We start from the raw sequence: 12271 nt of genomic DNA, 5'->3' as shown, positions 1-12271 counted from the left end.
TTGCGAAGCCGGTTTTTTTTGCCCGGATTTTCGTGCAGGGCCGGAAAATGCCCGGCGCCGCCATACTGCGGCGCCGGGCGCGGGCGCTTAACCCGTTTGCTTGGCCAGCCATGCGTCGACAGCCGGCAGGCGCTCGGTACGCACCTTGATACGGTACTTGATGCCGGCCACGGAACTGTCGGCGTCGCCGCGCGCGCTGGCCGGCAGGTTGGCCTGCGCATACGCTTCCAGCTTGGCGATCATTTCCGGCTGCGCCGAGCCGGCGGCCAGGCGGGGGAAGTAGCGGCTGCGCGAACTGGCGTCGATGCGCGCATTGACTTGCTCCAGGTGGGCCAGCGCGAAGTCGAACGCCAGTTCCGGATGCCTGCGCGACACGCGCGAAATCATGGCCGGGCTGTTGGTCACGCCAGGTTCATCCGTCAGCGCCAGCGCCAGCGCGCGCTGCGCCAGGGCCGCGTCGTCGGTCGAGGCCAGCAAGTCGTACAGCTGGTTCTTGACCAGCGGCGTCTTTTCCTGCTGCGCCCTGGCGTGCAGCTGTTCCCAGGTGGCGGCGTCCGCATGCTGGGCCACGACACCCAGGATGGTGCGGCGCAGCGGCGCGGGCATGGCGGACGGATCCTGTTCGCTGGCCGCGTAGCGGCGGCGCGCTTCCGCGATCACGCCGGGCTCGCCCATGTCGCCGAGGATGGCAATCAGGCGGCCGCGCAGGGTCGCCACGCTCGATGCTTCTCCCGCGCGCGCTTCCCAGCCCGTCTGCGCCATCATCGGCGCCAGGCGCGCCATGGCAAAGCGGCCGAAAGCCTGCTGGCGCGCCGTGTCGCCCGCATACTGTTCATACAGGCCGTTCAGCGCGCCGGCCACGCGGCCCAGCACTTGCGGGTCGGCCGACAGCGGCGTGGCCTTCACCAGTTCCAGGAAAGCGGCCGGGTCTTGCAAGCCCGCCATGCCCAGCGACTGGCTGTCCGCCAGCAAGCCCAGCTGGTCGATCGGCGCCAGGCGCGCGAAGCTGCCCGCCAGCGCGTGCGTGCCGGCCGGCGCATACAGGGTGCGGTAGTAGCCGCTCTGGCCCGCGTTCACCAGCAGGGCGCCGCAACCGGGCACGTTCAGGGTGGCCTTGCCATTCTTGACCAGCACGCGGGCCAGCTTGCCGTTGCCGACCGTCGACGCGATGACGGGCACTTTCCACGACAGCGGTTTCTTGTCCGGCTGGTCCTTGGAAAATTCCGTCTGCGTCAGGGTCACGCGCGTATTGCCCTTCCTGCACACGGCGTCGCCCACGGTGATCATGGGCACGCCCGGCTGCAGGGTGAAATCATGGGCGATGGCGCTGACAGGCTTGCCCGCGGCCGCGTCGACTTCGCGCCACAGGTCGTCGGATACCGTATTGCCATACGCATGCTTGCGCATGTAGCTGCGCACGGCCGTGCGCCACGTGTCGGCGCCCACGTACGCTTCGAGCATGCTGATCACGGCCTTGCCCTTTTGATAGGTGATGCCGTCGAAGGCCTGGCTGGCCTGTTCCACGGTGGCGATGCGCTGCACCACCGGATGCGTGGTGCGCAGCGCATCCTGGCTCATGGCCGATTCGCGCCCGCCCACCTTGGACAGGGTCGTGTTCCATTCCGGGTGCAAACGCTCCGTGGTGCGGCTTTCCATCCACGAGGCAAAGCCTTCGTTGAGCCACAGGTCGTCCCACCAGCGCATGGTGACCAGGTCGCCGAACCACTGGTGCGCCATTTCATGCGACAGGGTGGTGTAGATGTTTTCCTTGTCCGACTGGGTCGAGATGGCCGGGTCGAGCAGCAAGCCATATTCGAAGGTGAACACGGCACCCCAGTTTTCCATGGCGCCGAAGAACTGGCTGCGGCCCGGCGCGGCGATGTTGTCGAGCTTGGGCAGCGGGTAGCGCACGCCGAAATAATCGTTGTATTCGCGCAGCAGGGCGGCCGACTCGTCGAGCGCGAAGCGGCTTTGCGCCAGCGCGCCCTTCTTCGTGATGACGCCCAGTTCCGTGCCGTCGGCCATCTTTGTCGCCCGCTCGAAGTCGCCCAGGCCGAAGAACAGCAAATACGTCGACATGCGCGGCGTGGTGGCGAAATATACGTGCTTCATGCCATTGCCCAGCTCTTCGCTGCTGGCGATCGGCATGTTGCCGACGGCCATCTGGCTGCTCGGGACGACCACGTCCAGCGCGAAGGTGGCCTTGTAGTCCGGTTCATCCCACGACGGCAGCATGCTGCGCGCGTCCGAATTCTCGAACTGCGTGTACAGCGCGCGCTGGCGTCCTTGCGGCGTGTCGTAGTCGAGCGAGAACAGTCCCGTGGCCTGCGTGCCGATCTTGCCGGTGTAGTCGATGCGCAACAGGTACTCACCCTTGGCCAGCGGCTCGGCGAAATGCACGGTGGCCGTCTGCTTGTCCGCGTCGATATCGATCTTGCGCGTCATCTGCTTGCTGCCGCCCGCGCCTTCGATGGCGGCGGCGGCAAACGCCAGGTTCAGGGCATTGAAAGTGATGCTGGCCGTCGGCGTGTCGACGGCCACCTTGATGGCGGCTGCGCCCTTGAAGGTGGAGGCGGCGGCGTCCGGCGTGATCGACAGGATGTAGTGCAGGGGCGTGACGCCGCGCGGCAGCTGCGTGGTGGTGCCAGGGGAGTGGCTGGCCGAGGCGTATTTGGCGGCGGGTGCGGCGTGGCCAGGGGTAAAGGCCGTGACGGCGGCCAGGGCCAGGACGGCGGCGGCCAGTTGGCTGCGGCGGAAACGCGGAGTCGGTGTGCGATGCATGGTATGCCCTTCGTTCATGGGTAAAACGCCGGCCGGCCGGGTAGGCTGCGAGCGTTGATGGCGGTTGGGGGACATCGCTGGAACTGGAAGCCAGCGTTCCCGTACAGCAATCTAAGTGGAAACGGGGGCAAAGTCAACGCGCCGGGAGCGCCGCACCATGGCGGTGCGCTGGTATGATGGGCGCCTGACCGCCTTGCCACAGGCCGGTGCCGCACCTGATTGTCAACCACCCTAACGAGACGAGACTTGCACATGAAACTGTATATCAGCCCCCGCACGCCGAATCCACGCCGCGTCACCATGTTCATCGCCGAAAAAGGCATCACCGGCATCGAGGAAGTGGCGCTCGACCTGATGGCGGGCCAGCACCGCGATCCCGCCTTCCTGGCGAAAAACCCGCTGGGCCGCGTGCCCGTGCTGGAATTGGCGGACGGACGCGTGCTGACCGAGACGCGCGCCATCTGCACCTACCTGGAAGGCTTGCAGCCGCAGCCGAACCTGATGGGCGAAGGTTTCGAAGAGCGCGCGTTCATCGAAATGGCCGACCGCCGCGTGGAACTGCATTTGTTCAGCGCCGCCGCCAACTGGGTGCGCCACGGCCATCCGGCCCTGGTGGCGCTGGAAAACCCGCAGTTTCCCGATTTCGCCACGGCGCAGGCGGGCAAGCTGCGCGAGACGGCGCAGTGGCTGGACCAGGTGCTGGCGCAGCAGCCGTACATCGCCGGCGAGCGCTTCACCATTGCCGACATCACGGCCTTCTGCGCGCTGGAGTTTGCGCGCGGCCTGATGAAGTACCGCCCCGGCGCGGAAGGCTTGCAGCACCTGCAGGCCTACCGCGACCGCATCGCCGAGCGCCCCAGCGCGCAGGCGAAGTAGGCCCATGAAAAAAACGCCTGCGCCGGAATCCGGTGCAGGCGTTCTGTCTTGCGGGGGCCGTCAGGCCGGGTTTATCGACTTCCTTACTTCAGCTGCTCCAGCAGGAAGGTGTAGGTCAGTGCCCACATCAGCGCCTGCTGGTCGTTATTGGCGGCGCCCGCATGGCCGCCTTCCGTGTTTTCCCAGTACAGCACGTCGTGGCCTTGCTCTTCCATCTTCGCCACCATCTTGCGCGCATGGCCGGGATGGACCCGGTCGTCGCGCGTCGAGGTGGTAAACAGCACGCGCGGATATTTCTTGTCCTTGAAGACGTTCTGGTACGGCGAGTACTTGCTGATGTACGCCCATTGTTCCGGCACGTCTGGGTCGCCGTACTCTCCCATCCACGAGGCGCCCGCCAGCATCTTGTTATAGCGGCGCATGTCGAGCAGCGGTACCTGGCTGACGACGGCGTTGAACAGGTCGGGACGCTGCACCAGCACGGCGCCCGTCAGCAGGCCGCCATTGCTGCCGCCCATGATGCCCAGGTGGCGCGGACTGGTGACCTTGCGCTGGATCAAATCCTGCGCCACCGAGATGAAATCGTCATACGCGCGCTGGCGGTTTTCCTTCAGCGCCGCCTGGTGCCAGCGGGGGCCGAATTCGCCGCCGCCGCGGATATTGGCCAGCACGTACACGCCGCCTTTTTCCAGCCACGCGATGCCCGTGGTGCCGCTGTAGCTCGGTTTCAGCGACACTTCGAAGCCGCCGTAGCCATACAGCACGGTGGGGTTGCTGCCGTCGAACTTCGTCTTCTTGCCCATGATGGCGAAATACGGCACCTTCGTGCCATCCTTCGACGTCGATTCGAACTGCTCCACCTTGTACGGCGCCGCGTCATAGTAGGCGGGCAGCGACTTGATCTTGGTCCGCTTGTCGCTTTGCGCCGTGGCCAGGTACAGGGTGGTGGGGTTGAGGAAGTCGGTCACCGTCAGGAAGTACTGGTCCGAGTCGACGGGATCGAGCGCGCTGACGGCCAGGGTGCCCAGCTTGGGCGCATCGACGGCGCGGCGCTGCCACTTGCCGTTCACGTGGCGCAGTTCCGTCAGGCGGTTCTTGACCTTGTCCAGGGTGGTGACGAGGATGGCCGATTTCGTCGCCGTGACATTGTCCAGCGACGACGTGGCCGTGGGCGCGTACAGCACTTCCAGCACCTGCTTGCCCTGCATGAAGGACTTGAAGTCGGTCGCCAGCAATGAGCCTTGCACATAGGTCTTGCCGTTGACTTTCCAGTCCGAACGCAGGGTGATGACCAGCTGGTCGCGCACCGTGAAGGCCGTCGCATCGTCCGGTTTCGGCACCTTCTTCAAGTCGGCGCCGTCGCGCAGGAACATTTCGCCGCTGTAGAAATCGATTTGCCGCTCGATGAACTGGTGTTCGTGGCCGGGCGTGAAATCCTTGTAGGCGCCCGCGCTCAGGTCGTCGGCTTTGGCTTCATACAGCGTTTGCGCCTGCGCCAGCGGCGTGCCGCGCTGCCACTGCTTGATGATGCGCGGGTAGCCGGAGCTGGTCATCGAGCCGGGGCCGAAATCCGTGGAGACGAACAGGGTGTCCTGGTCGATCCAGCTGGCGCTGCCCTTCGCTTCGGGCAGGGTGAAGCCGCCGTCGACGAAGGCGCGCCTGGCCACATCGTATTCGCGCACCACCTTGGCGTCGCCGCCGCCGCGCGACAGGGAAATGAGGCAGCGTTCGCCCTTTGGATACAGGCAGGAAGCGCCGCCCCAGACCCAGTTTTCACTCTCGCCGGCGGCCAGCTGGTCGAGGTCGATCACGGTTTCCCACGCGGGTTCGGCCTGCTGGTACTGCGCCAGCGTGGTGCGGCGCCAGATGCCGCGCACGTGCTGGGCATCGCGCCAGAAGTTGTAGTAATACTCGCCTTCCTTGCTGACGTAGGGAATGCGTTCCTTGGAATTGAGGATGGTTTTCAGGCGCGCCTGCAGGGCGGAAAATCCGGGCTGGGCTTCCAGTTCCTTGGTGGTGACGGCATTGTGCTGCTTGACCCAGGCCAGCGGCTTGTCGCCGAGGACGTCTTCCAGCCACAGGTGGGGATCGGTGTTGGCGGCGGCGGGCGCGGGGGCTTGTGCATGGGCAATGCCCGCTGCGGCCAGGCCGAGCAGCATGCTGCTGGCGAGAATGCGATATGACGACATGTAGGGTTCCTGGTTGGTCCGATGGAGGCCGCGTTGCAGGCAAAACGGCGCAGCCATGGTGCCATGGATTGCTGTGAGGAACCAGTGTCTATGGGCGACTACTTAAAAAATAGCATGCTTTTCCAATATTGTTTGCTGGAATGGACGCCGGCCGCAGAATCTGCGGCGTGTCGCGCCTTTCAGCATACGCCAGGCCCGATCAGCGAGGTCAAGGTGAGCCGCGTCGGTTCGACATCGCCGCCGTCGCAGTGATAGATCCACAATGCCTCTTTGTCGCGGCTGTCGATGAACAGGATGCGCGTATTTTCCTCGCCGATGGCCAGGCAAGCCGCCAGTTCGGCAAGGCTGAACGGTGCTGCCTGCTTCGACCCGATTCCCGCCGCTTGCGCCAGGGCCTGCGCAAAGCCGGTCAGTTGCCTGACTGCCAGGTAGCTGGTTCCATCCACATCGACGTCCTGGCACAGCGCGTCCAGGCTGTACAGCGTGAAGGGCTCTTCGTCCTTGAAAATCGCCACGCCGGGTAGTGACTTTGCGCTACGGAGGTGCGCGAGATAGGCCCGGGGCACGGTCACTTGTTCCCTGGCCAGCAATTTTTCCAGCTGCTTGCTGCTTTTCTTCGCGACTTTGGCGGCCCTGGGCGCAGCCGTCTCGCAAGCCTGGGCTATCCAGGCGACCGGATTGAACTGGAACATCCTTGCACATGCGGGGCAGTGCAGGAACATGAACGTCATTTTCTTGCCGATGGCCGTGTTTAAAAACGCAGCATCCGGGGCATCCATGGCGCTGCTGTCGAAGCGGCGCCCGCAGTCGCCGTCGTAGGGACACGTAATCTCGGTCATGGCGTAGCGTGTTTAGGCATTGAAGTCTTTCTCCATCCGTAAAGCGATTGCTTCTTTTTCTTCGGGAAAAGAGGCGCCGGGATTTTTCTTCCAATAGGCAAGGCCCTCGTTCAGTGCCCACAGGGCTTTTTCCTGCTGGCCCGCCATCAGATAAAAATCGCAGGCCCTGGCATGCGCGTCTTGCGCTTCGACCAGGCTCAGAGCGGCATTTTCCCAATTGGACAGGCGCTCAAGCCAGGGCAGGGCCAATGTGTGCAGATTATGCCGCAGGCAGTGCATGACTGTCGCACTCCGGGCCGGATCGACGAGCTGGTGATGCGCTTCGCCTTCCACGCTCGCGCATTGCCAGTGCGGAATATTCCAGTCCGCCACGGCGCCAACGATGGGATTGGCAGGTTCATGACCGTAGCGCGCCTTGTGCCACGAGGCGTAGGATCTGGACGAAACCTGATAGTGGCTCCAGAATGCCACGCAGACATGCTCTTCATTATGGCGGTTGGCCTGGAAATGGATGGTCTGGACGAATTCGTTCCGCGCGCGCTTGAAGGTCAGCTGGCCTGGCGAGAACTTGAAGCCCGCTGCGGTCAGCGGCTCCAGCAAGAACGCTTCAATATTGGCGATGATCAGCGCTTTTGGCTTCATTCCGTTTCCTGGCATTCGTCGGTTGCGCCGCCTTGCTGTCAACATGCTGTCCAAACGGCGCTGCCATGTTGCCATAGATCAGCGCCAGCGCACCTTGCGGCGGGCAATCGTGCGAGGGGAAAACCTGCCGCTATTTTTCCTGCACGCTTCCGGGGGCTGTGTGCTGGCCAGGCAGCCTGGCCACTACCTTGATCTCGAACTGGAAACCATACAGCCACGTCACGCCAACGGCCGTGACGGTGGGGTGGGGAGCTTCGCCCCAGTAACCGGCTTGCACGATATCCCAGATGCGCTGGAAGTTGGCCTGCGGGTCGACGATAAAGATGGTCACGTCCTGCACGTCGTCGAACGAGCAGCCGGCCGCTTGCAAGATGGCATTCAGGTTGTCGAAGGCGCGCCGGACCTGGGCTTCGAGCCCGGGTTCGGGCGAACCGTCTTCGCGGCTGCCGACCTGTCCCGACACGAACAGCAGGCCGTTGGCGCGCACGGCGGGCGAATAGCGGTTCTGCTCATACAGGGCTTGGCGGCCCGGAGGGAATACGACGTCGCGTTTCATCAGCTTTCCTTTGTCGATGCAGCGAAGTTGCTGCCTGGAGAACACTTTATCTGCTGCCAGCCTGCTGATAAAGCGGCCAGAATCGCCTGCACTGTTTGTATAATCCAAACAATCGGGTGGCGGAGGTGTGGATGGACAAGTTGGATACGATGCGGGCATTCGTGCGGGTGGTCGAGACGGGCAGTTTTACGCGGGCGGCCGCGACCTTGCATATGAGCCGCACGACGGTGACGCAGCTGGTGCAGCAGCTCGAGGCGCGGCTGCGCCTGAAGTTGCTGAACCGCACCACGCGCAAAGTCAATGTGACGGCCGATGGCGCCGCCTACTACGAGCGCATCGTGCAGGTGCTCGACACCCTGGAAGAAATCGAAACGAGCTTGCCGCATGCCGCTGCCTTGCCGCGGGGCCAGTTGCGCGTGGACGTGCCCAGTCCGCTCGCCGCTTTGCTGCTGGTGCCGGCGCTGCCCGGGTTTCATGCGCGGTATCCCGATATTGTGCTCGACATGGGCGCCAGCGACCGCATGGTCGACGTGATCGGCGACAATGTCGATTGCGTGATACGTGGCGGTGACATCACCGACCAGTCGCTGATGGCGCGCAAGCTGGCCGACTTGCCGCTGGGCGTGTATGCGGCGCCTGCCTACCTGCAATGGGTGGGCACGCCCTTGCATCCGCTGGACTTGCAGGACAGCGCGCACCGCATCGTGCGCTTTCGCTGGGGACGCAGCGGCAACGGCTTTCCGTACGTGATGCACCGCGAGGGCAAGAGCGTGAAGATCCACGGCCAGTACGTGCTGTCGATCGACGATGGCAACGCCTACCTGGCGGCCGGGGTGGCGGGGCTGGGCGTGCTGTGGCTGCCCGAGTATATGGCGCGGCCGCACGTGGCCAGGGGCGAGCTGCTGCCGCTGTTCCCCGCATGGACGGTCGACGCCATGCCGCTCCATCTCGCCTATCCGCCGAACCGCCATGTCAGCAAGAAACTGCGCGTCTTCATCGACTGGGTCGCCGAACTGATGGCCCGGCATTCCGCCCCCGCTGTCACCGTCACGGCAACTGATTGACCCACACGGGCGCCGACCAGACGATATTGCCGTCGTCCTGCGTCAGCCGCGCGTAATAGAAGTGGGGGCCGGGCGCCGGCGTGAGGGCGAACTCGGCCTGGTCCGATACCTGTGTGACGGAGCCATTGCTTCCCGGCACGCCGTGGAAGATGGCAACGGCGGCCGCTTGCCGCCCCGCGCTGTTGCTGAAGTTGATGGCCAGGTGCAAGGGACCGTGGTTGTCGAAGCGCTCGCCCATCAGCTTGCCGTTGGCCGTGAACAGCAGTTGCGCGTGCTTGTCCATGGTGGCAAACACGCGGCGCGCGCGCAGCGCTTCGAGGAAGCCGTCGCGTGACACGGGCGTGCCGGCGGCAGGACTGGCCACCAGCACGGCCGTACGGTTGCCGTAAGCGGCGCCCCAGTTGGCGCAGTGGTTGTCCTGGTTGCTGCTGAAGGCCACGTGGTAGCCGGCCGCCAGGGCCCGGTTGCAGGCCGCCTCGTAATTGCTGCGCCGCGTCTCCGTTTCCTCGTCGTTGGTGGAAAAAGCGGACGTGTTCATGACTTCGCACAACACCATGGCCGCGTCGCCATCCGGCGTGTAGCCCAGCGGCTGGCCATCGACGAGAAACTGGCCCGCATAGGCAGGGTGGTTGAACTGCCCGATCCAGCCCCGTTCGCGCATCAGCGCGTACAGGCCAGCGTAATCGCTTTTCGGCGTTTCCACGTCGGCCAGCAGCTCGCCCAGGGCATTCCTTTCCCAGCCCAGCAGCTGGTCGCTATTGAAGATGTTCAGGTGGCCACCCTTGTTGATGACGCCCCATTCCATGCCGTACAGGGCCAGGAAGCCGGGATGGGCGGCCGTATACGCGGCCGCTTCGGCCAGCCCCGTCTGGTACAAGGCTATCGCTTCGGCAGGGATGGCAGCGGCGTTGGTGCCATCGGAACCGTCATACATATGGTTGTGCTCGGATGTCAGCAGGGCGTCGAGTCCATGTTGCTGCGCATATTTGTAGGCATCGATGGGACCGAAGGGCGCCGTTTGCGGTTCCTGCGCGCCATGACAGGCATCGAGCGCCGCGCCGCCGTCGCTGTGGCGCGTCTGGCTGTGCAGGTTGGCGTAGACGATGCGGTACGCAAGCTGACCATCCAGGCTGGGCAGTTGCTGCAAGCCCGCCTGGAAGGCGGGTACCCTGGGCGGCGCGCCGGCCCCCCGCTGCACCTGGATGTGCCATTGCTGTTCCACCTGCGCTTCCTGCGGCGTGCCGGCATCGGCCACGGCCAGCAGGCGCAGTTCATATAAACCGTCCGGGACCGGCACGCGCCGTGCGCGCGCATCGGCGTCGGCGCGGCCATCCCAGGGCAGGGCGATGCTCTTGCCGCCGGCCCTTACCTGTTCCGTGCCCGACCAGTGCCGCAGCAAGGCGCCTTGCGGCCCCGGACCGGACAAGGTCAAGGTCCAGCTCACCGCATGCGCGCGCCCCTCGTCGGGATAGGCGAGGCGGACCAGAAAGGTGCGTGCCTGCGTTGTCCGTGCCCCGGGCGCGGCGCGGAAGGGCGCGACGACAGTGGCGTCGAGTTCGCTGTGCTCCTTCGGCTCTTGCGCGGCGACACTGTTGCTCCACGTTATGAGCAACACGCCAGCACACACGCAAGCGAGCCATGGCGGCCAAGGCGGCCGCCAGCGACGCAGTGTCTTGAGCATCGTGGCCTCCCGCAACTGCTTCAGATGGTAAGTTAGACAAGAGTTGCCACGTGCCGGTTCCCGCATGCACCAGCAAGTGGCGTGCTTGCACCGTGATTGGCCATGATCTGGCGCAAAGCCAGTGCAAATGGCGCCGCGTACCCCTGCAAAAGCTGGCACGGCGCTTGCTACACAAGAGATACGGATCAACGGCGATCCCCTGAATAAACGCACAACGGTCCAACGACGGACCACATGGACAACGGCGTCCGCCCAGGCTGATTTTTTTGATCGGCGGGGGCGGGCGCCGTTTTGTTTTATCAACGGGATACTTCGGGAACCATCATGGCCAGCCAAAAAGCAACGCGCATTGCGCTCTTCTCCCTCGCCACACCGCCCATGCGCGCATTCCACCTGACGTGGATGGCATTTTTCGTGTGTTTCTTCGCCTGGTTCGCCTGCGCACCCCTGATGCCTGTCATCAAGGGCGAGTTCGGCCTTTCCTTGGCGCAAGTGGCAAATATCAATATCGCGGCCGTCGCCATCACCATCCTCGTGCGCCTGATCGTGGGGCCCTTGTGCGACCGCTACGGCCCGCGCAAGACCTACACGGGCTTACTGCTGCTGGGCGCCATACCCGTGCTGGGCGTGGCCGCGTCGCAAAGCTATGAAAGCTTCCTGTTCTTCCGCCTGGGCATCGGCGCCGTCGGCGCCAGCTTTGTCATTACGCAATATCACACCTCCGTGATGTTTGCGCCCCGCGTGGTGGGCACGGCGAATGCGGCCGCCGCCGGCTGGGGCAATGCGGGCGGCGGCGCGGCGCAGGCATTGATGCCCTTGCTGCTGGGCGCTGTGCTGATGCTGGGCGTGTCCGAATCGATGGGCTGGCGCATCGCGCTGCTGGTGCCGGGCGTGCTGATGCTGGTGATGGCTGCCCTCTACTGGCGCTATACGCAGGATTGCCCGGAAGGTAATTACGCGGACTTGCGCGCCGCTGGCGTGGCTATCGAGGGTGGAAAGGCCGGACATGCTCCGGCCGGTGGCTGGGACAGCTTCAAGGCCGCCAGCGCCAACTACCGCGTGTGGCTGCTGTTCGTCACCTACGGCGCCTGCTTCGGCATCGAGATTTTCATCCACAACATCGCCGCCGTGTACTACGTCGACCATTTCGGCCTGTCCTTGAAATCGGCGGGACTGGCCGCCGGCAGCTTCGGCTTGCTGGCCCTGTTTGCCCGCGCGTTGGGCGGCTGGATGTCGGATAAATTGGCCCTGCGCGGCAATTTGAACAGCCGCGTGACCCTGCTGTTCATGCTGATGATCGGCGAAGGCGTGGGCTTGCTGTGGTTTGCCAAGGTCGACAGCGTCACGTATGCCGTCATCGCCATGCTGGTCTTCGGCCTGTTCACCCACATGGCGTGCGGCGCGACCTATGCGCTGGTGCCTTTTATCGACAGCCGCGCGCTGGGCGGCGTGGCCGGCATCATCGGCGCGGGCGGCAACGTGGGCGCCGTGGCGGCCGGTTTCCTGATGAAGGGCACGGGCGATATCCGCCAGACCTTGATCATCCTCAGCGCGCTGGTGGTGATCTCGGCCCTGTGCGCCATCGCCGTGCGCTTTACCCGCGAAGCGGCCGAACCGAACATGGCCGCGGCCTGAGGAGACAG

The 12271-nt window shown here is 64.6% G+C and carries 9 protein-coding genes; 3 read left to right on the top strand and 6 right to left on the bottom strand.

The annotated features are described in order from the left end of the window. Positions 1-87: 87 nt before the first annotated feature. Complete coding sequence (locus tag O3300_RS07580; protein ID WP_305052613.1) at positions 88-2781, bottom strand: M1 family metallopeptidase; 2694 nt, start codon at positions 2779-2781, stop codon at positions 88-90. Between the two features lie 252 nt (positions 2782-3033). Here O3300_RS07580 and O3300_RS07575 point away from each other — a divergent pair, with 252 nt between their 5' ends. Then, positions 3034-3657, top strand: coding sequence for a glutathione S-transferase family protein (locus O3300_RS07575; RefSeq protein ID WP_099667313.1), 624 nt, complete (start codon positions 3034-3036; stop codon positions 3655-3657). Positions 3658-3740: 83 nt separating this feature from the next. Here the strand turns inward: O3300_RS07575 and O3300_RS07570 are convergent, their stop codons facing one another. The 4 genes from O3300_RS07570 to O3300_RS07555 form a co-directional block, all read right to left on the bottom strand. After that, the gene (locus tag O3300_RS07570) at positions 3741-5846 is read right to left on the bottom strand and encodes a prolyl oligopeptidase family protein (RefSeq protein ID WP_305052612.1); all 2106 of its coding nucleotides are present in this window, start codon (positions 5844-5846) and stop codon (positions 3741-3743) included. Positions 5847-6025: 179 nt separating this feature from the next. Further along, the gene (locus O3300_RS07565; protein WP_305052611.1) at positions 6026-6685 is read right to left on the bottom strand and encodes a hypothetical protein; all 660 of its coding nucleotides are present in this window, start codon (positions 6683-6685) and stop codon (positions 6026-6028) included. 12 nt (positions 6686-6697) lie between these two features. Beyond that, positions 6698-7327, bottom strand: a complete 630-nt coding sequence (locus O3300_RS07560) for a DUF4304 domain-containing protein (RefSeq protein ID WP_305052610.1) — start codon at positions 7325-7327, stop codon at positions 6698-6700. 130 nt (positions 7328-7457) lie between these two features. Continuing rightward, entirely contained in the window at positions 7458-7886 is a 429-nt protein-coding gene (locus O3300_RS07555) for a RidA family protein (protein ID WP_289904829.1), read from the bottom strand. A 128-nt stretch (positions 7887-8014) separates the two neighbouring features. Between O3300_RS07555 and O3300_RS07550 the strand changes: the two genes are divergently transcribed. Next, the gene (locus tag O3300_RS07550) at positions 8015-8947 is read left to right on the top strand and encodes a LysR family transcriptional regulator (protein WP_305052609.1); all 933 of its coding nucleotides are present in this window, start codon (positions 8015-8017) and stop codon (positions 8945-8947) included. On the opposite strand, the gene O3300_RS07545 is transcribed toward O3300_RS07550, so the two are convergent. Next, positions 8931-10562, bottom strand: coding sequence for a CehA/McbA family metallohydrolase (locus O3300_RS07545; RefSeq protein ID WP_305052608.1), 1632 nt, complete (start codon positions 10560-10562; stop codon positions 8931-8933). The two genes, O3300_RS07550 and O3300_RS07545, sit on opposite strands and share 17 nt — an antisense overlap. A 390-nt stretch (positions 10563-10952) precedes the next feature. Between O3300_RS07545 and O3300_RS07540 the strand changes: the two genes are divergently transcribed. Beyond that, a complete protein-coding gene (locus O3300_RS07540) occupies positions 10953-12263 on the top strand; it encodes an MFS transporter (RefSeq protein WP_305052607.1) in 1311 nt (436 codons plus the stop codon). Positions 12264-12271: the final 8 nt, after the last annotated feature.

Origin of the sequence: Janthinobacterium sp. SUN206 (genome assembly GCF_030587305.1) — a bacterium.
Classification (GTDB): domain Bacteria; phylum Pseudomonadota; class Gammaproteobacteria; order Burkholderiales; family Burkholderiaceae_D; genus Janthinobacterium; species Janthinobacterium kumbetense.
Note: the sequence above shows the minus strand (reverse complement) of the source record. Positions and strands in the feature narration are given on the sequence as shown.